We start from the raw sequence: 25,156 nt of genomic DNA, 5'->3' as shown, positions 1-25,156 counted from the left end.
GCCACTCGATGCAGGGAAGCAGGCCACAGGCCTTTGTTAAATACTGCCTTCTCGGCGTGTTTGTTACCGTTTTGCCAACGTCGCTGGCTGCGTTGGAAACCACCTTGTCAGTACCCGGAGCGCCCGAGGCGCTGGTCGATCGCATTGAAGAAACCTCGTCGGTCACAACTGCCGACGAACGAGGGTTGGACACATCCCTTGAAGTCCTGTCCGCCGCCCTTTCCGATTACCGCACCATCGTTCAAATTCTCTATGACGAGGGGTATTTCAGCCCGGTTGTCAGCATCAAGCTCGACGGTCAGGAAGCCGCTGACATGAGTTCGCTCAGCGTTCCTGCAAAGATCAATCGTGCGGTCATCACCGTCAACACCGGCCCGACTTTTACCTTTGGTACGGCCATTGTTGAACCTGTTGCCCCGCAGACCGTACTGCCCGAGGAATTCGCTCCGGGTAAACTGGCCACAACAGGAGCGATACAGCAGGCCGCTTCAGCCGGAGTTCAGGGTTGGCGCGATGCCGGTCACGCAAAGGCCGGGGTCGCAGGTCAAAAGGTCATCGCCCGCCACCCACAAAGAAAGTTGGACGCCGAAGTCGATCTGGCTCCTGGTCCGCGTCTGACTTTTGGCAAAATGATCATCTCAGGTGATACAGAAGTACGCCACAGATCGATCGAAAAAATCGCAGGCTTCCCTTCCGGCGAGGTGTATTCGCCTGAGAAAATTCAAAAGGTCGGAACAAGGCTGCGTCGCACGGGCACCTTCAACGTGGTGGCCATCGAAGAAAGAGACACACCTAATCCAGACGGAACTCTGGATTTTGACGCATATTTCGAAGACTTGCCGAAACGCCGTCTGACTTTTGGGGTAGAGCTCGCTTCAAATGCGGGCTTGGATGTGACTGCGACCTGGACACATCGAAATGTGTTCCGCCGCGCAGAGAGATTGCGGTTCGAGGCCGCACTGCGCAACATCGGTGGGACCGAGGATCTCGACGGTCGTATTGGCTTGCGTTTGGATCAACCAGATCGGCTTGGCCCGGATGACAACACGTTCTGGAGCGCCTTGCTGGAGAGGCGCAACACTGAAAACTACAACGTGACAGTTGCGTCACTGGCCTACGGTGCAAGACGCACTTTCTCAGACCGGCTTTATGCAGAAGCTTCGGCCGGATTTCAGTGGTCTGATGCCGACGATGCTTACGGCAGTGGTCGCAAGTTCCGCTATTTTATCATCCCCTTCCGATCAGAATGGGATCAGCGTGACAGCAAGGTTAGCGCAACGCGCGGTTTTTATCTGGATTCGCAAGCCATGCCCTTTGCCGGGCTGTCTGGCACACAAAACGGCATTCGGCTGTTTTTCGATGGGCGCGTGTATACCAGTTTGAATACCGGAGGACGGCTTGTGCTCGCAGGGCGTGCCCAGTTGGGGTCTGTGATCGGACCGTCTGCCAGCGGCGTGACGCCTGACTTCCTATTCTTCTCAGGCGGCGCTGGAACCGTACGCGGGCAACCGTATGAAAGCCTCGGCATCCCGGTCAACGGCGGCGTCGCGGGGGGCAAGTCCTTCCTTGGGCTGTCCGGCGAGGTCCGAGGAAAAGTGACCGACACAATTTCACTTGTCGGGTTTTATGATTTCGGTACCGTAGATACGTCATCCTTTATCGGCAGTGACGCGGAGTTCCACTCGGGCGCCGGACTTGGCATCAGGTACGATCTGGGCGGCTTTGGCCCCCTGCGCGTTGATCTAGCCCTACCGGTTCAAGGTGAAACAGGCAGCGGTCTGCAATTCTATATCGGGATCGGACAGGCATTTTGATACGGCGCATTTCATATCCCGTTCTTACCACAGCGGTGATTTTGACCGCCCCACCCGTTTTCGGGCAGGAGGACGGCGATGGAAGTATGCTGGAAAGGTTTCTGCAGGACACTCTGTCAGGCGACGATCAGAACGTTACCGTCACAGGCCTGCAGGGTGCGCTTAGCGCACGCGCCACGATCGAAGAGATTACAATCTCGGATGACGAAGGGGTGTGGCTGACCATCAAAGACGCCGTGCTGGACTGGAATCGCCTTGCCCTGATCCGCGGCAGATTTTCGGTCAATTCCCTGACCGCTCAGGAAATCGACATTGCCCGTGCGCCTGGTACGACCACCAAAGAGGCACCGCCAGCTTCGGTTGAAACGCAACCATTCCAACTGCCTGAATTGCCGGTTTCTATCGAGATTGGCGAGATCAGGATAGACGAGCTGTCACTCGGCGAACCTCTGATCGGGGTCCCCGCCGACCTGTCGGTAAACGGAAACTTATCGCTTGCCGACGGCACACTGGACACCAATCTCGACGTGACCCGCTTGGACCGGTCTGGTGACAAAATCACTTTGGAAGCCGGGTTCCAAAACTCATCGCGCGAGATCAACCTGAACCTGCAGGTCAATGAAGCCGAAGGTGGATTGATTTCGACGGCCTTGAAAATCCCGGATAGCCCTCCGCTCGGCCTTTCGGCGCAGGGTTCGGGGCCGTTGACGGATTTCACGGCAGACATCGTACTCAGCAGCGACAAGCAACCCCGCGTGACCGGGAAGGTGAGTTTACAAGCTGCCGAAAGTGGCGCGGCCGACGGGATCGTCTTTACGGCTGATCTGGGCGGCGACCTGACGCCGTTTATGGCCGAAGATTTGGATCCCTTCTTTGGCCCCCAAACCACCCTTCTTGTGAATGGCCAGACCAAGCCCAAAGGCGCTCTGGATATTTCCGAACTCGAGCTGTCAACGCAGGCTTTGAACGTAAAAGGTGAGTTGCAGCTGGCCGAAGGTGGATCCCTGCAACTGGCCGCACTGCAAGGGCGTATCACACCGCCCGAGGGACAAGCCGTAGTTCTGCCGGTTGCAGGTGGTGAAACCTCAATTGCGGCAGCGCAGATTTCTGCCCTGTTCGATCAAAAGAACGGCAATCTTTGGGATCTGAGCCTTACAGCGAACGATTTCCAGTCCCCGCAAGCCAATTTGGACAGGGCTCGGATCACGGCGCAGGGAACGCTGGAACAAGGTGATACGGTCACTGTACAAGGCGACCTTCAGACTATCGTCGACGGAATCGACCTGAACGATCCGGCTTTGAACACTGCTTTGGGGCAGCGCGTAACTTTGGATGGTCAGTTTGACTATGGCAGCGATCAATCGCTGAACCTTTCCGGGTTCGAGCTCGTGGGAACCGACTATACACTTTCATTAGATGCTTTAATCGCCGGTTTGAACAGCGGCCTGACGGTTGATGGCTCGGCCACGTTAGAGGCATCTGATCTTTCACGCTTTTCTGAGTTGGCCAAGATGGACCTGGGCGGAACAGCCAAGGCCCGGGTGGAGGGCAAAGGCTCTCCGCTGGAAGGCAGTTTTGACGGCAAACTGGTGGTTGAAGGATACGACCTTGTCACCGGGCGCGACGACATCGACCCTGTGATCAAAGGCGAAACAATCATTACCCTAGACGGGAGCCGAGGGTCTGACGGGATCAACATTCGCGAATTCGATCTGAACAGTGAAGCTGCTCAGGCTAAAGCCAATGGTGAAGTCACTACGCCCGACGGTAATTTTACCATTGCTGGGCAAGCCAGCGTCAACGCACCGGACCTGTCGGTGTTTTCAGGTTTGGCCAAGCGCGACCTTGGTGGCGCGGTACAGGCGGAATTGAAGGGAACAGGGACGGTCCAGACGTTGGAGTTCGATGGAACCGCCAGCGTGATTGGACAAGACATCAAAACCGGAATGTCTGACATAGATCCCCTGCTGACAGGCAAAACGTCTATAACATGGGACGGCGCGCGCACGGCCGACCAAATCGACATCCGCAAAGCAACAGTGAACGGAACCGCGCTGACTGCACAGGTGGCAGCAACAGTGACTGACCCGACCGGAGACCTTTCCGTCGATGGCAATGCCAGCTTGAATGCGCCCAACCTTTCGCTGTTTTCGGGCCTCGCCGGTCGGGACTTGAACGGATCAATTTCAGCTAATGTACAAGGCAACGGTGACCTCGCTAGCCGTATGTTCGACGTTCAGGGCGACGTGGATGCCTCGGATATTCAGACCGGCATCGACATGGTCGACAAGCTGATCCAAGGGCGCACAACCTTGACCGTAGATGCCGAAAACGGCGACGAAGGTTTGGATGTGCGGAACTTTAAACTGAAAGGAACCGCTCTTACGGCGAACGCTTCGGGAAAAGTGAACCGCGGCGCGGGCGGATTGAACTACTCCGTCCGTCTGGACGACATGGGCCGGATCATCAATACTCTCTCGGGGCCACTGACCCTGGACGGCAACGTAGCACCGACCTCGTCGGGGGTAGAGGGTACCGCCAACCTGCGTGGTCCGGACAGCTCTTACGCGTCACTAAAGGGCCAAGTCGATACGGATGGCTCAGCCGACTTGGACTTTGACGCCAAACTTAACCGGATCGAACGCTTTGCTCCCGAGTTTCCCGGAACTGTGGCAGCCACGGGGAATGCCAAACGCAGCAATGGTGTTTGGACGATTGACGCCAAGGCCAACGGACCCGCCCAAATCAGCGGTGACGTGGCGGGTACGTTCGACGAGTCCACTGGTGAGGCCGACCTGAAAGCAACCGGTGGGGTCAATATCGGCATCGCGAACCTGTTTATCTCGCCCAATCAGATCGAAGGTACTGCTCGCTATAACCTGACCCTAAAGGGGAAACCTGCCCTCGAGTCCCTTAACGGTTCGATCACCACGTCGGGCACATCGATGGCGCTTCCAGACATTGGTCAAACGATCACCGGGATCAGTGGGTCCGTCGAGCTGGCGCAGAGCCGAGCAACAATCTCGATGAACGGTGGTATGCGCGCAGGCGGTAGCTTTACCGTCGCAGGACCTGTGGACCTGACACCGCCATTCAACGCAAACATCACCACTACACTCAACAGCCTGGTCCTGACTGACAAGTTGTTGTTCGAGACCATTCTGAACGGCCAGATCGCCATGACCGGCGCGCTGGCAGGCAACAGTTCGATTGCGGGTCAGATCACTTTTGACGAAACCAATATCAACCTCGCTGCTGCTGCTGGCGCAGTTGGCGCCGCACCGATCCCTGATATCCAGCATATCGGTGAAAGCCCAGCTGGCTACCTGACGCGTGAACGGGCGCGCTTGGTTGTGGAAGAAGACGCCGGCCAGAGTGACTCTCGTATTGCTCTGGACATTAGCTTGCTTGCACCCAAGGCCGTCTTTGTACGTGGGCGGGGTGTGAACGCCGAGCTGGGCGGACGGTTATTCATCGGCGGCACCACCACTTCGGTTGTTCCATCCGGCCAAATCGAACTGATCCGCGGTAACTTTGACATTCTGGGCCGCAGGCTTGCGCTGACCAAGGGCATCGTCACCCTTCAAGGAGACCTGACGCCGTATATCGAGTTCGAGTCGTCCTCCAGCACATCGGATGGGACGGCAACTATTGAAATTGCCGGGCCGTTGGATGCCCCCGAGGTTAACGTCTTTTCAGATCCGGAACGCCCCGCCGAGGAAGCATTGGCCATGCTTTTGTTCGGCAACCGTTTCTCTGAACTCTCGCCGTTTGTCATCGCGCAAATGGCCGCGTCCCTGGCGCAGCTCAGCGGTGCAGGAGGAGATGCAACCAAAGGCCTCAGGGAGTCGACCGGCGTTGACACACTGGATATCGGCGCCACCGAGGGCGGAGCAGGTCGGCTAGGTGCAGGCGCCTATCTAAGCGACAATCTGTATACCGATTTCACGGTAAATACCGAGGGCGACACTGAGGTGAACTTGAATCTGGACGTCACCGATAGTTTCACCGTTCGCGGCACTGTCGACGGTCGCGGTGAGACTGGTATGGGTGTCTTTTTCGAGCGCGATTACTAAGACGTATTATTTCCGGCGGATGCCAATTGGTTGCCCAACCTGCCTCGCAACACCCAGACCTGCGTGATCTTTAACCATACGGGCCAGTCTTAGCGCCGCCCATTCCGGATAGGCTTCGGACCGACCTGAGGTATGGCGGACGTTCATAAACAGCGCTTCCTGAGTGGCGCATAACTGATCGTCTTTCTCTGACAGCATCTGCGCGAAATAGTGGCCGCGTTTTTGATCTGCGTCCAACATCTGAAAGCGGAAATAGAACCGCTCGTCCGGCTGCACTTCACGCAGAAAGTTCATATGAGACTGCAAGATGTACGGCCCTTGCCCTAACGCTTTGACCTGCATCTCACCCAGCCCCAGATGATCGACCATCAACTTTTCCAGCGCCATATCAAAAGCTACGCCGTAGAAACCCACATTCATATGCCCATTGTAGTCAACCCACTCTGGCAGCACGGAAAAACCCCGGATTTCAACTGGTGCGTCATACGGGCCATCATGACCACTCAGAGGATCAAACATTGGTTTCATCCTCTTCAAAAATCGCAACGGCGCGGACAAAGCCCGCGGATGCGCCTTTGATCTTGAAGGGGAAGCACGAGATTTCGAATCCGCTGGGTGGCAAATCTTCCAGGTTGGTCAACTTTTCTATATGGCAATATCCGATATCAATTGATGCACGGTGCCCTTCCCAAATGATCGATGGGTCTTTCGTGTCAGCATATTCCTGAGCTGTAAGGGGAAACGGGGCATCCCAGCTCCAGGCATCTGTGCCGGTCACACGTACACCGCGCTCGGTCAGATACAAGGTCGCCTCGCGCCCCATACCGCACCCTTTCATTAGATAGTCAGGTTGCCCGTAACGCGTACCTGCGGCGGTGTTTACGATCACAATATCCAGAGGCTGCAGGTCGTGGCCGATACGTTTAAGCTCAGCAGCCACATCAGCTGCGGTTACGACATAACCATCTTCAAAATGTCGAAAGTCCAGCTTAACGCCGGGGTTCATGCACCATTCCAGCGGAACCTCATCAATGGTGATCGCCCGTTCGCCTTTGTTCATCGTCGAGTGGTGGTGATAAGGCGCATCCAGATGGGTTCCGTTGTGCGTCGCGATCTTGAGCCGCTCAATGGCCCAGCCTTCTCCACCAGGAAGGTCTTCCTTTTGCAGCCCGGGGAAAAAATCCATGACCTGTCCGGCGGTCTGGTCGTGCGTGAAATACTCAATCTCAGGCAGCATGATCGGCGGGTCCGAAATAATCCCGGTTTCCAGCGGGACGGACAAATCGACGAAACGGCGCACCATGGGCATCTCCTCCATCAAGGACGGAGACAAGGTTGGCCGCAAGTAAACCGCTGTCAAGGAAAGAAAAAGGCGGCCCTGAGGCCGCCCTTCAAGCTTTGTGAGTGTTTGACTTATTCCGCCGCGATGGCGTCTTCGATCTTTTCGACACGAATGGCCGAGAACTTGAACTCGGGGATTTTACCGTATGGGTCGATGGCCGAGTTGGTCAGGATGTTCGCCGCCGCCTCAACATAGGCAAACGGGATGAACACCATGTCTTCGGCAATCGCACGATCGGCGCGAACCATAATCTCGATCGAGCCACGACGGGTGGTCAGACGGATCATCTCGCCCGGCTCAATGCCCATCAGCTTGAGCGTGCGCGGGTTCATCGAGCAGTTGGCCTCGGGCTCAACCGCATCCAGAACGTTGGACCGCCGGGTCATCGAGCCAGTGTGCCAATGCTCCAGCTGACGGCCGGTAGTGGCGATCATCGGATATTCATCATCCGGTGCTTCATCCGGCGGAATGACACTGGCCGGGGTGAACCGAGCCCGACCGTCCGCACGCGGGAAGCCGTCGCCGAACACAATCGCCTGACCCGGGTCTGTCTCGGACAGCGACGGATAGGTGATGGTCTCGGTCTCCAGACGCTCCCACGTGATGTTGTTGAGCGAGTTCATCGTCAACTTCATCTCGGCAAAGACTTGGGACACATCGGTGTAATCCCAGTTCAGACCGATCCGCTGCGCCAGCTCGACGGTGATCTTCCAATCCTCACGCGCCTCACCCGGAGGTGTCACGGCCGGACGCACACGCTGTACCTGACGGTTGGTGTTCGACACGGTGCCGTTCTTCTCATAGAGCGCCGAGGCAGGTAGAATGATGTCAGCATAGTTCGCCGTTTCGGTCAGGAAGATGTCCTGCACGATCATCAGCTCGAGCTTTGCCAGAGCGTCGCGTGCGTGGCCAACATCGGGGTCGGACATGGCAGGGTTTTCACCCTGAATATACATCCCCTTGATGTTACCTGCGTACGCCTGATCGATGATCTCGGTCACCGTCAAACCCTTCTCGTTCGAGAAGTCGCGTTCGTCATTCCAAACGTTGTTGAATTTGGCGCGAATGTCATCATCCGTCACGGTCTGATAGTCAGGCAGGAACATCGGGATCAGACCCGCGTCGGATGCACCTTGCACGTTGTTCTGACCCCGAAGCGGGTGCAGACCCGCGCCGGGTTTACCAACGTTTCCGGTCATCAGAGCCAGCGAGATCAGGCAGCGCGAGTTATCGGTGCCGTGGATGTGCTGGCTGACGCCCATACCCCAGAAGATCAGACCGGCCTTGGCTTGCGCAAAGGTGCGTGCGACACGGCGTAGCTGATCCGGCTCGATGCCGCAGATCGGCGACATCGCCTCAGGCGTGAACTGTCGCAGGTGCTCTTTCTCAGCTTCCCAGTTCTCGGTCCAGCGGTGGATATACTGACTGTCGTACAGCTCTTCTTCGACGATCACATTCATGATCGCGTTGAGCATCGAGACATCCGCACCCGGACGGAACTGCAGCATTTCATCCGCAAACTTGCGCATGCCAACGCCGCGCGGATCCATTACGATCAGCTTGCCGCCACGCTTAGCGAACTGCTTGAAGTAGGTCGCCGCAACCGGGTGGTTCTCGATCGGGTTCGACCCGATGATGATCGCTACATCCGCGTTTTCAATCTCGTTGAAGGTCGCTGTCACAGCGCCCGATCCGACGTTCTCGATCAGAGCAGCAACGGACGACGCGTGGCACAAACGGGTGCAATGGTCGACGTTGTTGTGACGGAAGCCCTGACGGATGAACTTCTGGAACAGGTACGCTTCTTCGTTGGTGCATTTGGCCGAACCAAAGCCCGCAACGCTGCGCGGGTCTTCTTCGCGCAGGGCCATCAACTTGGTCGCGGCCAGATCCATCGCCTCTTCCCACGTCGCTTCGCGGAAGTGGGTGTCCAGATTTCCTGGATCAACGTTCAGGCCTTTGGCCGGAGCGTCCTCACGACGGATCAGAGGTTTGGTCAGACGGTGCGGATGGTGGATGTAGTCAAAACCAAAGCGACCTTTGACGCACAGACGACCTTCGTTTGCGGGGCCGTTGATGCCCTCGACGTATTTGACCTTGCCGTCCTTAACCTTCAGCGAGACTTTGCAGCCCACACCGCAGAACGGGCAGACGCTTTCGGTTTCGCTGTCGTAGTCCTTGCTGTCACCCTTCTGCTGGTCATCCAGCACGGTCGCAGGCATCAGCGCGCCAGTTGGGCAAGCCTGAACACATTCACCACAGGCCACACAGGTTGAATCGCCCATCGGGTCGTTCTGGTCGAACACCACCTGCGCGGTATGACCACGACCGGCCATGCCGATCACGTCATTCACCTGCACTTCGCGGCAGGCACGGACGCAGAGGTTGCAGTTGATGCAGGCGTCCAGATTGACGCGCATCGCAACGTGGCTGTCATCCAACAGCGGGATCTTCTCGGCCTCTTTCGCCGGGAAGCGGCTGTCGCTGACATCGTTCAGCTTAGCCATATCCCAGAAGTGGCTCGACGTGTCGTGCGCCTCTTCGGGCTGGTCGGCAACCAGCAGCTCCATGACCATGGCGCGCGATTTCTCGGCACGGTCACTGTCGGTCTTGACGACCATACCGTCGGCTGCGGGGCGGATGCACGAAGCGACCAGAGTACGCTCGCCTTCCACCTCAACCATACAGGCGCGGCAGTTGCCGTCTGGGCGGTAACCCGGCTGCGGCTTGTGGCACAGGTGAGGGATGGTGAACCCCTGCCCCTTCGCGGCTTCCCAGATGGTCCAGCCTTCGGGCACGGTGACATCTTCGCCGTTCAGGTTGAAGGTGACGGTCTTGTTTGGGCTTGCATCAAGCATGGCTCTGTCTCCCCTCAGATTTCGTCAGCGAAGTGTTTCATGACAAGGCGGATCGGGTTCGGAGCTGCCTGCCCCAGACCGCAGATCGATGCGTCGCCCATGACCTGGCACAGATCTTCCAGCAGATCTGTGTCCCACTTCTCGGCCTGCATCAACTTGACCGCCTTTTCGCAGCCAGCCCGGCACGGCGTACATTGGCCGCAGCTTTCATCTTCGAAAAAGCGCAGCATGTTCAGCGCAGCATCGCGGGCCGTGTCCTGATCAGACAGAACCACCACAGCGGCAGAGCCGATGAAAGTGCCATGCGGTTGCAGCGTGTCGAAGTCCAACGGGATGTCATCCATCGACGCTGGCAGCAGACCCGAGGACGGGCCGCCCGGCTGATAGGCTTTAAATGTCTGGCCCTCAGCCATGCCACCAGCCGCTTCGATCACGTCCAGAATGGTCGAACCGGCGGGCAGCAGATAGACGCCCGGCTTCGCGACACGACCCGAGATCGAGTAGCTGCGGAGACCCTTGCGACCGTTCTTTTCAGTGCTGTTGAGGCATTCAGGTCCCTCGCGGCAGACCTTCGTAACCCAATACAGCGTCTCAACATTGTGCACCAAGGTCGGACGGTTGAAGACTCCGACCTGCGCCACGAACGGAGGACGGTGGCGCGGCAGGCCCTTCTTGCCTTCGATCGACTCGATCATCGCGGATTCTTCACCGCAGATGTAGGCGCCAGCACCCCGACGCAGATCGATGTAACCTTCTTCGACGATCCCGGCCTGTTCCAGCGCAGCGATTTCACGGCGCAGAATCTCAAGAACTGCAGGGTATTCGTCGCGCATGTAGATAAAGCAGGTCTCGGCCTCGACCGCCCAAGCGGCAATCAACATGCCTTCGAGGAAAACGTGCGGAGTACGCTCAAGGTAGTAGCGGTCTTTAAACGTACCGGGCTCACCCTCGTCCCCGTTCACGGCCAGATAGCGGGTACCTTCGTTCATTCGAACAAAGCCCCATTTCTTGCCAGAGGGGAAACCAGCGCCACCCAGACCACGCAGGCCCGAGGACAGCACGTCTTCCTGCACCTTTTCCCAATCGCCGCCGTCGCGCAGCTCTTTCAGCTTGGCATAACCGCCATTGGCCTCATAGGCCGCGAAGGCTTCATAGTCAGGCAGGTGCGCATGGGTGTCATCGGCAGCAATTGCCGCCTGAACCTTTTCGGGGGTCGCATGGTCGATATGGTTGTGACCGATTTCCAAAACAGGAGCGGTGTCACAGCGGCCCATGCAGGGGGCGCGAACAACACGAACCTCAGCTGGGTCCAAACCATCTTCCAGCGCCTTTTGCAGCTGCTGGGCGCCGGCCATTTCGCAGGACAGAGAATCACAGACACGGATCGTCAACGCCGGAGGAGGCGTCTCGCCCTCTTTCACCACATCGAAATGGGCATAAAAGGTCGCGGTCTCATAGATTTCGGCCTGACCGATACGCATCTCAACCGCCAGCGCAGCGATGTGGTCAGCGCTGATATGGCCGTGCGTATCCTGAATCAAATGCAGAAATTCGATCAACAAATCGCGGCGACGGGGGCGATCCCCCAACAGACGGGTGATCTCCGCCTGTGCCTCATCTGTGAACTGGCGACCCTTTGGTGTGTGTCGCCCTTTGCCTTTACCTGACTTCCAAACGCCCTTATCCGCGTCGGATGGCTTGGTATCCAAGGGTGCCATGCTTTCCTCCGTTCGAGAGTCGTGTGTCTCTCATCAGAGTAGCATATCGTCAAATCGCCAAATCCAATCGCACGATAACGACACCTTATCACCGCAATGAGGTGACCACTGCCCGCAGGGCCTCAACCGTCGGTAATTCCGGGTCTCTGGTCAGGGTCGCCAAACAAATCGGTTTGCTGACAACAGGATCGACCAGAGGCAGCACCTTTGTGCCCTTCAATTCGCCCAGCGCACGGACAAGGACACGCGGGACAACTGTGGCTGCCAGCCCCTCGCGCGCCATGACCATCGAGGCGGTGAATCCGCTGGTTTCTGCAACAACATTCGGGTGCAGGCCTTGATCCGAGAAAATGCGTTCAAGAATGCGACGATTTTGCATTTGCGGCGCAAGGAGACTCAGCGGGAACTCAGCGACCTTAGCCCAAGGGATCGGCCCGGTTTCCTCGGTCATATGTGTCGGCGCCAGCAACACATATGTTTCTTCATAAAGTGACTGAACATGACGCAAATCGGTGCCGATGCTGTCGCCATAGGTCACGCCCGCATCCAGACTACCTTCATCCAGCCGATGCTGAATAGCCGAGGCAGACATGGTCTCAATCCGGGTTACGATGCGTGGATGCGCTTGCCTTAGGCGTTTTGTAAGCCGTCCGGTAAAAGCAATAGCCGTCGGGATCACGCCCAACATCAGCGTACCAGTGATCTCACCCTTGGCCGCCTGAACCTGCTGCTCCAACGCCTTGGCATCGTCGAGAATCCGGCGCGCCCGCTGGACGATCATCTCGCCTTCTTCGGTCAATCCTTGAAACCGGTTCGCCCGGCGCACGATCGAAACCCCCAGCCGATCCTCAAGGTTGCGGATACGCATTGAAAACGCGGGCTGAGAAATTCCACATTCCTCGGCCGCCTTGGCAAAGTGCCGATGCCGCGCCAAAGCGTTGAGCAGTTGCAGATCGCGGATTTCTATCACTTGGGGCCTCGGGGGTTGGGATGAGGTAGGATAACCCGCTCATCCCGCAGGGAAAGACCCAAAGTGATCAGGTGTTGAACAGGAAGTGCATCACATCGCCATCTTTGACGATATAGCCCTTACCCTCAGCGCGCATCTTGCCAGCTTCTTTGGCGCCTTGTTCGCCGTTGGCGGCGATGTAGTCGTCATAAGCGATAGTCTCAGCGCGGATGAAACCTTTTTCGAAATCACCGTGGATGACGCCTGCAGCCTGCGGCGCGGCGGTGCCGGTACGGATGGTCCAGGCACGGGCTTCTTTCGGTCCTACGGTGAAATAGGTTTCCAGTTTGAGCAGGTCGTAACCAGCGCGGATCAAACGGTCGAGGCCAGGTTCTTCCAAACCCATTTCCTCAAGGAACATCTGGGCTTCGTCGTCTTCCAACAGGCTGATCTCTTCTTCGATCTTGGCGCTGATGATGACGTGGGAATTGCCCTGAGCAGCAGCCATCTCGGCGACCTTGGCCGAATACTCATTGCCTTCGGCTGCTTCTTCCTCAGAAACGTTGCAGACATACAAGACCGGTTTGGTGGTCAGAAGCTGCAGCATCTTCCAAGCTTTCGAATCTTCGTCAGAAACCTCGACCAGACGCGCGGGCTTGCCGTTTTCCAGCATTTCCTGCGCTTCGGCCAGCAGGCGGTCTTGCTGCTGAGCTTCTTTGTCGTTGCCCTTGAGTTTGCGCACCAGATTGGCGCGGCGTTTTTCGATGCTTTCCAGATCGGCCAGCATCAACTCGGTCTCGATTGTGTCAGCGTCGGCAACCGGATCGACGCGGCCATCGACGTGGGTTACGTCGCCATCTTCGAAACAACGCAACACGTGGGCAATGGCGTCGGTCTCGCGGATATTGGCTAGGAACTGGTTGCCCAACCCCTCACCTTTCGAGGCACCCTTTACCAGACCGGCAATGTCCACAAAGGTCATCCGCGTTGGAATGATCTGCTTTGAGCTCGCAATCGCGGCCAGTTTGTCCAGACGATCGTCAGGCACCGCAACATCGCCTACGTTGGGCTCAATCGTGCAGAACGGGAAGTTCGCCGCCTGTGCGGCCGCGGTTTTGGTCAGCGCATTGAAGAGGGTCGACTTACCCACGTTCGGCAAACCCACAATTCCCATTTTAAAGCCCATGACGGTCTCCTGATGCCATTCGAGGGGTGCTTCTATGCAGGTCCGTGTCGATGCGCAAGTCAGACAACAAATCAGACAGAAAGCCGGATTAGCCACATCACGAAAAAGTTCACCGCCCAACCGCTTGCTCTTAGGGAAGCCGTGCCCCTAAGATCGGGACATATTTAGTTGCGAACACACGATTAGTGAATGCCCTACAAAAAACACGTAAGTGCTGCCATTGCGCTGTTTTGCGCGGTGCAAGCTGCGCAAGCCCAAACTTTAGTAATCGGTGCCGGCTTTTCAGATTTCTCCGAAAGCAACGCAGAAGATGAAGCCGTTGTAGCAATCGAATACCAGCATCGCCCTTTTCACCAAGCGACGAGAGTTAGCGCCGCTTGGGGCGGCGCTCTGACAGTTGATACGGCTGGTGATATTCACATCGGCGTTGGTCTGATCGGCTATTACAGCTTTGCCAATCGCTGGTTCGTCGAAGGCAGCGTAATGCCGGGATACTTTGCAGAGGGTGACGAGCTAAACGATCTAGGTGGCGAGTTCCAGATTCGCAGCCTTTTGGGCGTCGGCTACACACTAGAAGGTGGCAACAAGCTTTCCCTGGCGGTCACGCACAAATCCAATGCCAGCACGCACGAAGAGAACCCGGGCGTTAACTCCGTTCTTCTGCGCTATCATTACGGGTTCTGACGCAATCTGCCTTGGTGGGATTGATTTCCGGGCAAAGTTTCTGCACATCAGGTTCAACTCTGAATGCAAGGACTGCAGATGACCCGTATTGATGCCAAGTTCGCCGCCCTGAAAGCCGAAGGGAAAAAGGCCTTTGTTGCTTACATCATGGCAGGCGACCCTGATTTCGACACGTCGCTTGAGATCGTAAAAGGCCTGCCCGCTGCTGGTGTCGATGTAATTGAACTGGGTCTGCCCTTCACCGACCCAATGGCCGATGGCCCAACCATTCAAGCGGCTGGCCAACGCGCGCTGGACGGCGGCATGACCCTGCAACGTACCTTGGATTTGGCCCGCGCCTTCCGCGAGACTGATGACACGACGCCCATCGTATTGATGGGATACTACAACCCAATCTATAGCCGGGGTGTCGAGACCTTTCTGGCCGACGCTCAAGCGGCTGGTATCGACGGCCTCATCGTTGTCGACCTGCCCCCGGAAGAGGACGAAGAACTGTGTTTGCCGGCCCAGGCCGCAGGTCTGAACTTCATCCGGCTGGCGACACCGACTACGGATGACAAACGCTTGCCCCGTGTTCTGCAAAACACGTCTGGCTTTGTGTACTACGTCTCAATCACCGGTATTACGGGTGCTGCCGAAGCGCAGGCGACGAATGTTGGCCCCGAAGTGGCGCGGATCAAGTCCGCGACCGATCTGCCTGTTATCGTCGGTTTTGGCATCAACACACCTGAGAAATCCAAGGCCATCGCCACTGTCGCAGATGGCGCTGTGGTTGGCTCGGCCATCGTCAGCCAAATTGCTGCAGGCAAACCCGTTGCCGAGGTTCTGGACTTCGTGAAATCTCTGGCCGACGGCGCGCATTCCGCCTGATCGTCCTGGACGCTAGCCCAATCTGAAAAAACCGCAGCAAGTTGATGGCTTGCTGCGGTTTTTTGTTGTCTGGACGTGGGTGTTAGGCATGTTAGAAAATTGGCACAAACATCTAACCAATGTAACGAAAGCGCCCACACATGGCTGTTATTACAACGATCGAAGACCTCCGACGCATCTACGAACGTCGCGTGCCACGGATGTTTTACGATTACGCGGAAAGTGGCAGCTGGACTGAGCAGACCTTCCGCGACAACAGCTCGGATTTTTCTGATATCCGCCTGCGGCAACGGGTTGCTGTGGACATGGCTGGACGGTCAACCGCTTCGCAAATGATCGGCGAGGATGTTGCGATGCCAGTCGCGCTGGCCCCAGTCGGATTGACGGGTATGCAGCACGCAGACGGAGAAATGAAGGCCGCAAAAGCAGCCGAAGAATTTGGCGTCCCTTTTACTTTGTCGACGATGTCGATCAACTCGATCGAAGATGTGGCCGAACATACAACCAAGCCGTTCTGGTTCCAGCTTTATACAATGAAAGATCAGGACTATGTCAGTCGCCTGATCCAACGCGCCAAGGATGCCAAGTGCTCGGCCTTGGTGATTACGCTCGACCTGCAGATCCTAGGACAACGGCACAAGGATCTGAAAAACGGTCTATCCGCCCCTCCGAAACTGACAGCGAAGACCATTGCAAACCTTGCGACCAAGTGGTCATGGGGCATCGAGATGCTTGGTGCCAAACGACGTGAGTTCGGCAATATCGTGGGCCACGTAGAAGGAATATCTGACGCGTCCTCATTGGGCGCCTGGACCGCCGAGCAGTTCGACCCAAGCCTCGACTGGGGCAAAGTCGAAAAGCTGATTGAGCAATGGGGTGGTAAGGTCATCCTTAAGGGCATCCTGGACGCCGAAGACGCGAAAATGGCTGCTAAACTCGGCGTCGACGCAATCGTCGTATCGAACCACGGTGGGCGCCAACTGGACGGCGCGCTCAGCTCTATCCGCATGCTGCCGCAAATCATGGATGCCGTCGGCGATGATATCGAGGTTCATTTGGACAGTGGTATCCGATCTGGTCAGGACGTTTTGAAAGCCGTGGCGCTGGGGGCCAAGGGCACGTATATCGGACGCGCCTTTGTTTACGGCCTGGGTGCCATGGGGCAGAAAGGTGTGACAACTGCACTGGACGTCATCCAGAAAGAGTTGGACACGACAATGGCATTGTGTGGCGAGCGCAACGTTGAAGATCTGGGGCGGCACAACCTGTTGGTTCCCCAGGACTTCGGAGGCCGCTGGCAAGGGGAACCTGGCCTTTAAAACAAAAGGCCAAAAAGCCCTTTCCAAATCCAATGAATCAAGCTAAGGACGCGGCTTCACGCGGGCATACAGCCTTGGAGGATGCCCGCCCTAACATTGGAGAATTATCATGGCTGGAGAGATTCCTGATCTCGTAGCTCTGGAACGGACGGGGACAGGCAAGGGCGCCGCTCGTCAAGCACGTCGCGACGGCATGGTTCCGGGCATTGTTTTTGGTGGTGACAAAGAGCCGCTGCCGATCCAGATCCCGTTCAACGTCCTGTTCAAGCGCCTGAAAGCAGGCCGCTTCAAGTCGACCCTGTGGAACCTGAAGGTTGAAGGCCACGAAGACGTCCGCGTCATCTGCCGCGACGTTCAGCGTGACGTTGTCAAAGACCTGCCGACCCACCTGGACCTGATGCGCCTGCGTCGGACCACCAAGATCGCGCTGTTCATCCCCGTTGAGTTTATCAACGAAGAAGAAGCGCCCGGCATCAAAAAAGGCGGCGTTCTGACCGTTGTTCGTCCTGAAGTTGAACTGATGTGCACCGCAGGTGACATTCCTGAAAAGATCGTTGTCGACGTGACCGGTCTGAACATCAACGACGTTGTCACCATTTCTTCGGTTGAACTGCCGGCCGGTACTAAGCCGACCATCGACCGTGACTTCGTGATCGCAAACATCTCGGCGCCGACCGGCCTGTCGTCCAGCGACGATGAGGAAGAAGGCGAAGAAGTGGCTGCAGACGAAGTTGAAGTCGTCGGCCAGGAAGAAGAATAAGTCCGAACTTGAATTTCGGATTTTGAAACGGGGCTCGAATTCGGGCCCCGTTTTCTTTTGCCGCTCGGGCTGGAAAACGGGTGGCATTCCATGCCATCAACCATCGCGTATGGCGCTCTGTACAAGGACGAAACTATGAAACTGTTTGTCGGATTGGGGAACCCGGGATCGAAATATGCCCGCAACCGGCACAATATCGGCTTTATGGCCGTGGACCGGATTGCCGAAGATCACGGTTTCGGACCATGGAAGTCCAAGTTTCAGGCTGAAATAGCAGAAGGGCGACTAGGCCGTGACAAGGTTCTGCTGATTAAGCCACAGACTTTCATGAACCGCTCGGGCCAATCCGTTGGTGAGGCGATGCGGTTCTATAAACTGGACTCGACGGACGTGACCGTTTTTCATGACGAACTGGACCTCGCTCCAGGCAAGGTTCGCGTTAAAGCAGGCGGCGGACATGCGGGGCACAACGGGTTGCGCTCAATCCACGAACACATCAGCCCAGCCTATGATCGGGTGCGGTTGGGGATCGGGCATCCGGGACGCAAAGAAATGGTTTCACCCTATGTACTGGGGGATTTTGCTAAAGCCGACGCAGACTGGCTGGACGATGTGCTGCGCGGCGTGTCCGACGGCGCAAATTATCTGGCCGATGGAGAAAGCGGTAAGTTCATGAACGCGGTTGCGCTGCGCACCGCCCCACCGCGTTCCTCCAAAACCCCTGCTGACGGGGCTAAAGCTGCGCCCAAGCCCGCGCCAGAAGTAGACGAACGGTCTGCCATGCAAAAGCTGCTGGACAAGTTCAAATAGGCCATGGCGTGTTGCCGTAACGTCCTAATTGCGGATTGTCTTTGGGCGCGGTCCAATGTGGCACACATATGGGAGGAGACATATGAGGACTCTGTTCAAGTGGGTGCTGCGCATCGTTCTGATGCTGGCACTGGCCGCCGTTGTCGTTGGCTTTTGGAAGCGCGAAGAAATTCAGCGATTGATGGCTGTGAACTCTTTGTTTTCCGAAGAAAAGATCGTCCACAACTTTTCCCATATGGACGAAGCATTTCTGACGGTCAATTTGCCTCGTGGCGACGGACCGACATGGGAACTGCCCTATGGCCCTGGGTTCGATTTACCCGAAGGAACAGACACCTGGATCGAGGACCGTAGCGTGACGTCTTTGCTGGTGATGCAGGACGGCGAAATCCGGTTCGAAGAATACTATCAGGATACAGCCCCCGAGGACCGACGGATATCTTGGTCGGTTGCCAAGAGCTATCTCTCGGCGCTGTTTGGGGTTCTGCTGGACGAAGGGGCGATCGACTCACTGGATGATCCAGTGGAGAAATACGCGCCTGAACTGCAAGGTACCGCCTATGACGGCGCAACGATCCGCAACGTGCTCAACATGGCTAGCGGCGTCACGTTTAATGAGGACTACTTCGATCCCAACTCTGACATCAACCGGATGGGGCGCGTCGTGGCGTTGGGGGGTGAGTTGGACGATTTCGCCGCCTCACTACAGGATACTTTCGCCACTCCGGGCGACACATGGCAATACGTGTCCATCGACACCCATGTCATCGGCATGGTAATCCGCGGCGCAACCGGTCGTAGCGTGACCGAGTTGCTGACCGAAAAGATCATTCAACCACTGGGCCTGGAATACGACGGCTATTACGTGACCGATGGTGCCGGCGTTGCCTTTGTGCTGGGTGGATTGAACTTCACCACCCGCGACTTCGCCCGGTTTGGTCAGATGATATTGCAGAACGGGGAACATAATGGGCAACAGCTTGTTCCTTCGGAATGGATAGCTGAATCCACCTTTCCCAGCGCCCCTACCGCCGCAGGAGATACGGGGTATGGCTATCAGTGGTGGATCCCTGTTGACGCGCATGAAGGCGAGTTTTTTGCACGGGGCGTCTATGGTCAGTACATCTATTTTGACCAACCTCGCGGCGTCTTGCTGGTAACAACCGGAGCAGATCGAAGGTTTCGTGATCCCGGAGTCAACGAAGCAAACATAGAAATGTTCCGCAAAATCGCCCAAAGCCTGTAAGGTGGCCTTATGCAAAAGCAGGACAGCATCAACGTATTGGGGGGCGTCCTAGCGCCCTGTTCCCGCGATCCTTTGACTGGGTTCTTTAGGGATGGCGCGTGTAACACATGCCCTGAGGATCAGGGAAGCCATACGGTTTGTGCGGTGATGACGGCCGAGTTCCTAGCCTTTTCAAAGTATGTCGGCAATGACCTGAGCACACCACGCCCCGAGTTCAACTTTCCCGGCCTGAATCCAGGAGACAGTTGGTGCCTGTGTGCGGGTCGGTTCTTGCAGGCCCATGATGAGGGCTGTGCTCCGAAAGTGCATTTGGAGGCAACGCATCAGCGTGCGCTGGATGTCGTTCCACTGCAAATTCTTCAGCAACACAACGCGTTGGAAAGCTGACGCAGTTTCAAAATCATAAAACCGCGTCTCTGCTGATTTTTGTTGGGCTTGGGTATAACAGTAGCTGAAAGTTCCAAGCCCTAGTGGCGCCCGCTTAGTCTGCGGTACGGCCCTCAGTATCTGACATGTCAAAGTTCAGATACTTGGCAACGGTCTGAACGTCCTTGTCTCCGCGTCCGCACATGTTCATGCAGATGAGGTGATCTTTGGGTAGTTCAGGCGCAATCTTCATGACATGCGCTAGCGCGTGGCTGGGTTCGAGGGCCGGGATGATGCCTTCGGTCGCGCAGCACAGCTGGAACGCCTCCAGCGCCTCTTTGTCGGTGATCGAGACATAGTTCGCGCGGCCGATATCGTGCAGCCAGGAATGCTCGGGACCGATGCCCGGATAATCCAGACCAGCCGAGATCGAGTACCCTTCAAGGATCTGGCCATCATCGTCCTGCAGCAGGTAGGTACGATTGCCATGCAGAACGCCTGGGCGACCACCGGTCAGTGAGGCGCAATGCTCCATCTTTTCGTTCACGCCTTTACCACCGGCCTCAACGCCAATGATGTTGACGTCTTTGTCGTCGAGGAACGGGTAGAACAGGCCCATCGCGTTCGAACCACCGCCGATGGCAGCAATGATCGTGTCGGGAAGACGGCCCTCAGCCTTCATCATCTGTTCTTTGGCTTCTTTGCCGATGATCGACTGGAAATCACGAACCATCGCCGGATACGGGTGCGGACCTGCGACGGTGCCGATGCAGTAGAACGTATCACGCACATTGGTCACCCAATCGCGCAGCGCGTCGTTCATCGCGTCTTTCAAAGTGCCACGGCCCGAAGTCACCGGAATCACTTCGGCACCCAGCAGACGCATACGGAAAACGTTCGGCGCCTGACGCTGCACGTCATGCGCCCCCATGTAGACCACGCATTTCAGACCGAACTTGGCGCAGACAGTGGCGGTGGCCACGCCGTGCTGCCCTGCCCCGGTTTCGGCGATGATCCGGGTCTTGCCCATACGCCGAGCCAGAATGATCTGGCCCAGCACGTTGTTGATCTTGTGCGCGCCGGTGTGGTTCAGCTCATCACGCTTCAGGTAGATTTTGGCACCACCCAGATGTTCGGTCAGGCGCTCAGCGTAATACAGCGGTGAGGGGCGACCAACGTAGTTCGCCCACAGGTCGTCCATCTCGGCCCAGAAAGTGGGGTCATCTTTGGCCTTCTCATATTCCTCTTCCAGCGAGAGGATCAGAGGCATCAGCGTTTCGCTGACAAACCGTCCTCCGAATATGCCAAAGCGGCCCTGCTCGTCAGGACCGGACATGAAGGAATTGAAAAGATCGTTGGCCATGGGTGTCTCCATCGTCGTACTCCGTGTTCATAGGAGGTAGCGGCGGGATTTGCCATGGCAAAACGTATCATTCCGCCGCTTGAACATGTTGTTCCCAAACCTGCAAAGCCTGATCTCTGCTGGGCACCGCAATACAATGGAAATGGTGGAACTTGTTAACGTCTGCCAATCGAGAGGTAGCCTGCATAACCCTGCGATGCGGGCCAGAGTGCGCAAAGGTCAACATCGCTTCGGCATCCTGCCAGACACTGAGTGAAAAATAGAGTCCCTGATGCGGGAAAACACCGGCGTGCAAACACAGTGGATCACCACGTGCCTGCAGCAACGCCTGACGCGCCCGCCAGAATAGCTCTGGTCCATAATACCAGCGCTTCAAAGAAACTCCGCCAATCGCCGCCAACATATTTGCTTCCTCCCCTATCGGAGATACGCAGGCACTGGGCGATCAGATCACCGAGTAGCGTTGATAAAATCTTTGATCAGAGTTGCGTCCTTGATCCCTGGCGCACTTTCCACACCAGAGGAAACATCGACCTGTCGCGCACCGGTCATACGCATGGCCTCGGCAACGTTGTCAGGTGTCAGCCCACCGGCAAGCATCCACGGGCGCCGCCAGTATTTGCGCCCTGCCAGAAGGCGCCAATCAAATGCCAAACCGTTGCCGCCCGGCAGCTCTGCGTTGCGCGGCGGTTTGGCATCGATCAGCAACTGATCCGCCACCTCGGAGTAGAGATCAATTGCGGTCAAATCCTCGGAGTCAGCCACACCAATGGCCTTCATCACAGGCAACCCAAATCGCTCGCGGACTTCTGCGACCCGATCCGGGGTCTCCTTGCCATGCAGCTGCAACATATCCAGCGGCACAGCGCCCACTATACGATCCAGTTCGTCGTCAGAAGCGTTCACAGTTAGCGCGACTTTGGCGATCCCTGCAGGCACCAGATGAGCCAGCTCAGCGGCAGCTTCAAGCTGCACGTGCCGCGGTGATTTGGGAAAAAACACAAACCCCACGTAACGCGCGCCCGCGTCGGCAGCTGCGCGCACGTGATCAGGGGCGGTCAGGCCGCAGATTTTTACACTTGCATCTTGGGGCATTGTCGCGCCTCAGCTAGCCTCATCCAGCAGAGCCAGAACTTCGTCCTGACCTTCGTTCTGCTTCTTCTTGAGCTTTTTGACTTCACGCTCAAGCTTTCGGACTTCGCTTTTCTTGGCAGACGCGTCACGACGATGCTTATGCTCGCGCAGCCACTCCCAAAGGAAACCGATGATCAGGCCAGAGACCACACCACCCAACACGACCACGAACAGAGGAAGCGAGGTGCTGAGGTTAAAGCCCAAAAGCTCTGCCAGAGGTTCCGGCATCAGCGTCAGTTCAACCGTCTCGCGATTGGCCAGCGAAACGGAGATAAGCACGATCCCGAGGATCGCCAGAAAAGCATATCGAAGGTAGCGCATCATGGCTTAGGCTTTACCGTTCAATCGGTCCCTTAGCAACTTACCAGTTTTGAAAAACGGAACGCACTTTTCTTCGACCTGTACAGTCTCGCCCGTGCGGGGGTTACGTCCCACGCGCGCGTCGCGCTGTTTAACAGAAAAGGCGCCGAATCCGCGCAGTTCAACACGGTCACCACGGGCCATGGCATCCGTAACTTCTTCGAACACGGTATTCACAATCCGCTCGACGTCGCGTTGATAGAGATGCGGATTTTCGTCGGCGATTTTTTGAATCAGTTCTGAACGGATCATGTGCGTTACCCTCCCAGGCGACCGGTTAACCATGTCTATTGTTCTGATCAGTATAGGAAAAAAGTCGGTACGGGGGAATGTTGACTCTGTGTTTGAAGCCTTCATTTTGCCTCAAAGTCACGCGATTTTTTGCCTCTTCGCATGAATTCGACGTTTAAAGCATGCGCGACGGTCAAATTAACCCTAAAAAATGGAACATATTGATTCGCAACAAAAACGGCCCCGCGCGATAACGCGGAGCCGTTAATTTGGTTTGAGCTGAGGCTCGAGCTTAGTCGCCCGACTTCAGTGCTGCACCCAGGATATCGCCCAGCGACGCGCCCGAGTCGGAAGAACCGTACTGTTCCACGGCCTCTTTCTCTTCGGCGATTTCGCGTGCCTTGATCGACAGACCTAGACGGCGAGTCTTGCTGTCGACGTTGGTGACGCGAACGTCGACCTTGTCACCGACCGAGAAACGCTCAGGGCGCTGTTCGGCACGGTCACGCGACAGGTCCGAACGACGGATGAACGACTTCATACCTTCGTACTCGACCTCGATGCCGCCATCTTCGATAGCAGTCACTTCAACGGTGATGACCGAGCCACGCTTCACGCCGCCCACGGCTTCGGCGAACTTGTCACCGCCCAAGGCTTTGATCGACAGCGAGATACGCTCTTTCTCAACGTCAACTTCCGAAACGACGGCCGAAACCATGTCGCCTTTGCGGTAGTTCTGGATGGCATCCTCGCCACGCTCGTCCCACGACAGGTCCGACAGGTGAACCATGCCGTCGATGTCGCCTTCGAGGCCAATGAACAGACCGAACTCGGTGATGTTCTTGACTTCGCCTTCGACCTGCGTGCCCTCGGGGTGTGTTTCTGCAAACACTTCCCACGGGTTGCGCTGAGTCTGCTTGAGGCCCAGAGACACGCGACGCTTGGCGCCGTCGATTTCCAGAACCATGACGTCGACTTCCTGGCTGGTCGAAACGATCTTGCCGGGGTGGACGTTTTTCTTGGTCCAGGACATCTCGGACACGTGCACCAGACCTTCGACACCAGCTTCCAGCTCGACGAACGCGCCGTAGTCGGTGATGTTGGTGACGCGACCCTGATGGACCGAGCCCAGCGGGTACTTGGCGGCAACCAGATCCCACGGATCTTCTTGCAGCTGCTTCATGCCCAGGCTGATGCGGTGGGTCTCTTTGTTGATCTTGATGACCTGAACCTTGATGGTTTCGCCGATCGTCAGGATCTCGGACGGGTGGTTTACACGGCGCCATGCCATGTCGGTGACGTGCAGCAGGCCGTCAACGCCGCCCAGGTCAACGAATGCACCGTATTCGGTGATGTTTTTGACAACACCCTCGACGGTCTGACCTTCGGACAGGTTGCCGATAACTTCGGCACGCTGTTCGGCACGCGATTCTTCCAGGATGGCGCGACGCGAAACAACGATGTTGCCACGGCGACGGTCCATTTTCAGGATCTGGAACGGCTGCTTCAGACCCATCAGCGGGCCAGCATCGCGCACGGGGCGAACGTCAACCTGCGAGCCGGGCAGGAACGCAACTGCGCCACCCAGATCGACGGTGAAGCCACCTTTGACGCGACCAAAGATAGCACCTTCGACGCGCTGGTCGTCGGCGTATGCTTTTTCCAGACGGTCCCATGCCTCTTCACGGCGAGCCATCTCGCGCGAGATGACAGCTTCGCCACGGGCGTTTTCTGCGGCACGCAGGTAAACTTCTACCTCGTCACCAACAGCGATTTCAGGGGCTTCGCCAGGATTTGCGAATTCTTTCAGATCAACGCGGCCTTCCATTTTGTAGCCTACGTCGATGATGGCTTGGCCAGCTTCAATCGCCAGAACCTTACCTTTGACAACAGAACCCTCTTCGGGTGTGTCCATTTCGAAGCTTTCATTAAGGAGGGCTTCGAATTCCTCCATGGATGCGTTAGCCATGTGGCGTTGTTTTCCTTTACATAACGTTTTTACTGGCCGAGCGGTTGTCTCCGCCGGTCTTGTTTCATGGTGTCTTCGGGCGTGACCCGGAGCGCATCTGA

21 protein-coding genes are annotated in these 25,156 nt (G+C 56.8%); 9 read left to right on the top strand and 12 right to left on the bottom strand.

Annotation, left to right across the window (positions count from 1 at the left end):
• Positions 1-8 precede the first annotated feature (8 nt).
• Together ACR0EO_RS13205 and ACR0EO_RS13200 are read left to right on the top strand one after the other, a co-directional pair.
• Positions 9-1,814, top strand: a complete 1,806-nt coding sequence (locus tag ACR0EO_RS13205; RefSeq protein WP_480690617.1) for an autotransporter assembly complex protein TamA — start codon at positions 9-11, stop codon at positions 1,812-1,814.
• 86 nt (positions 1,815-1,900) lie between these two features.
• On the top strand, positions 1,901-5,890 hold the full coding sequence (locus tag ACR0EO_RS13200; protein ID WP_480690615.1) for a translocation/assembly module TamB domain-containing protein: 3,990 nt from the start codon (positions 1,901-1,903) through the stop codon (positions 5,888-5,890).
• 6 nt (positions 5,891-5,896) lie between these two features.
• On the opposite strand, the gene ACR0EO_RS13195 is transcribed toward ACR0EO_RS13200, so the two are convergent.
• The 6 genes from ACR0EO_RS13195 to ychF form a co-directional block, all read right to left on the bottom strand.
• Positions 5,897-6,409: a thioesterase family protein gene (locus tag ACR0EO_RS13195; protein ID WP_480690613.1), complete on the bottom strand. Its 513-nt coding sequence runs from the start codon at positions 6,407-6,409 to the stop codon at positions 5,897-5,899.
• Complete coding sequence (locus tag ACR0EO_RS13190; RefSeq protein ID WP_480690612.1) at positions 6,402-7,193, bottom strand: cyclase family protein; 792 nt, start codon at positions 7,191-7,193, stop codon at positions 6,402-6,404. The genes ACR0EO_RS13195 and ACR0EO_RS13190 overlap by 8 nt, the downstream gene beginning before the upstream one ends.
• 110 nt (positions 7,194-7,303) lie before the next feature.
• A complete protein-coding gene (gene fdhF / locus ACR0EO_RS13185; RefSeq protein WP_480690610.1) occupies positions 7,304-10,090 on the bottom strand; it encodes a formate dehydrogenase subunit alpha in 2,787 nt (928 codons plus the stop codon).
• Between the two features lie 14 nt (positions 10,091-10,104).
• Positions 10,105-11,808 carry an NAD(P)H-dependent oxidoreductase subunit E gene (locus ACR0EO_RS13180; RefSeq protein ID WP_480690608.1) on the bottom strand — a complete coding sequence of 568 codons (1,704 nt, stop codon included), beginning with the start codon at positions 11,806-11,808 and terminating at the stop codon, positions 10,105-10,107.
• An 88-nt stretch (positions 11,809-11,896) separates the two neighbouring features.
• Positions 11,897-12,778, bottom strand: a complete 882-nt coding sequence (locus ACR0EO_RS13175) for a LysR family transcriptional regulator (protein ID WP_480690606.1) — start codon at positions 12,776-12,778, stop codon at positions 11,897-11,899.
• A gap of 67 nt (positions 12,779-12,845) precedes the next feature.
• Complete coding sequence (ychF, locus tag ACR0EO_RS13170) at positions 12,846-13,943, bottom strand: redox-regulated ATPase YchF (protein WP_480690604.1); 1,098 nt, start codon at positions 13,941-13,943, stop codon at positions 12,846-12,848.
• 189 nt (positions 13,944-14,132) lie between these two features.
• On the opposite strand from ychF, the gene ACR0EO_RS13165 reads away from it, so the two are divergent.
• From ACR0EO_RS13165 to ACR0EO_RS13135, 7 genes are all read left to right on the top strand, one after another.
• A complete protein-coding gene (locus tag ACR0EO_RS13165) occupies positions 14,133-14,627 on the top strand; it encodes an acyloxyacyl hydrolase (RefSeq protein ID WP_480690603.1) in 495 nt (164 codons plus the stop codon).
• A gap of 78 nt (positions 14,628-14,705) precedes the next feature.
• Complete coding sequence (trpA, locus tag ACR0EO_RS13160; RefSeq protein WP_480690601.1) at positions 14,706-15,497, top strand: tryptophan synthase subunit alpha; 792 nt, start codon at positions 14,706-14,708, stop codon at positions 15,495-15,497.
• A gap of 140 nt (positions 15,498-15,637) precedes the next feature.
• Entirely contained in the window at positions 15,638-16,816 is a 1,179-nt protein-coding gene (locus tag ACR0EO_RS13155; protein ID WP_480690599.1) for an alpha-hydroxy acid oxidase, read from the top strand.
• Positions 16,817-16,925: 109 nt separating this feature from the next.
• Positions 16,926-17,576, top strand: coding sequence for a 50S ribosomal protein L25/general stress protein Ctc (locus ACR0EO_RS13150; protein WP_480690597.1), 651 nt, complete (start codon positions 16,926-16,928; stop codon positions 17,574-17,576).
• Between the two features lie 135 nt (positions 17,577-17,711).
• Positions 17,712-18,386, top strand: a complete 675-nt coding sequence (gene pth / locus ACR0EO_RS13145; RefSeq protein ID WP_480691021.1) for an aminoacyl-tRNA hydrolase — start codon at positions 17,712-17,714, stop codon at positions 18,384-18,386.
• 82 nt (positions 18,387-18,468) lie between these two features.
• Positions 18,469-19,632, top strand: a complete 1,164-nt coding sequence (locus tag ACR0EO_RS13140; RefSeq protein WP_480690595.1) for a serine hydrolase domain-containing protein — start codon at positions 18,469-18,471, stop codon at positions 19,630-19,632.
• Positions 19,633-19,641: 9 nt separating this feature from the next.
• Positions 19,642-20,019, top strand: a complete 378-nt coding sequence (locus ACR0EO_RS13135; protein ID WP_480690593.1) for a DUF2237 family protein — start codon at positions 19,642-19,644, stop codon at positions 20,017-20,019.
• Positions 20,020-20,113: 94 nt separating this feature from the next.
• Here the strand turns inward: ACR0EO_RS13135 and trpB are convergent, their stop codons facing one another.
• The 6 genes from trpB to rpsA all read right to left on the bottom strand — a co-directional run bounded on the left by trpB (position 20,114) and on the right by rpsA (position 25,055).
• Positions 20,114-21,361, bottom strand: a complete 1,248-nt coding sequence (trpB, locus tag ACR0EO_RS13130) for a tryptophan synthase subunit beta (protein ID WP_480690591.1) — start codon at positions 21,359-21,361, stop codon at positions 20,114-20,116.
• A gap of 67 nt (positions 21,362-21,428) precedes the next feature.
• Positions 21,429-21,764 (bottom strand): hypothetical protein, encoded by a 336-nt coding sequence (locus tag ACR0EO_RS13125; RefSeq protein ID WP_480690589.1) that lies wholly within the window; start codon positions 21,762-21,764, stop codon positions 21,429-21,431.
• A 47-nt stretch (positions 21,765-21,811) separates the two neighbouring features.
• Entirely contained in the window at positions 21,812-22,456 is a 645-nt protein-coding gene (locus ACR0EO_RS13120; protein WP_480690587.1) for a phosphoribosylanthranilate isomerase, read from the bottom strand.
• Positions 22,457-22,465: 9 nt separating this feature from the next.
• Entirely contained in the window at positions 22,466-22,816 is a 351-nt protein-coding gene (locus tag ACR0EO_RS13115) for a lipopolysaccharide assembly protein LapA domain-containing protein (protein WP_480691019.1), read from the bottom strand.
• A 6-nt stretch (positions 22,817-22,822) separates the two neighbouring features.
• Entirely contained in the window at positions 22,823-23,107 is a 285-nt protein-coding gene (gene ihfB / locus ACR0EO_RS13110; RefSeq protein WP_037310872.1) for an integration host factor subunit beta, read from the bottom strand.
• Between the two features lie 271 nt (positions 23,108-23,378).
• Positions 23,379-25,055, bottom strand: a complete 1,677-nt coding sequence (gene rpsA, locus ACR0EO_RS13105) for a 30S ribosomal protein S1 (RefSeq protein WP_170326968.1) — start codon at positions 25,053-25,055, stop codon at positions 23,379-23,381.
• Positions 25,056-25,156: the final 101 nt, after the last annotated feature.

The organism is Ruegeria sp. BE9 (assembly GCF_056538765.1).
Note: the sequence above shows the minus strand (reverse complement) of the source record. Positions and strands in the feature narration are given on the sequence as shown.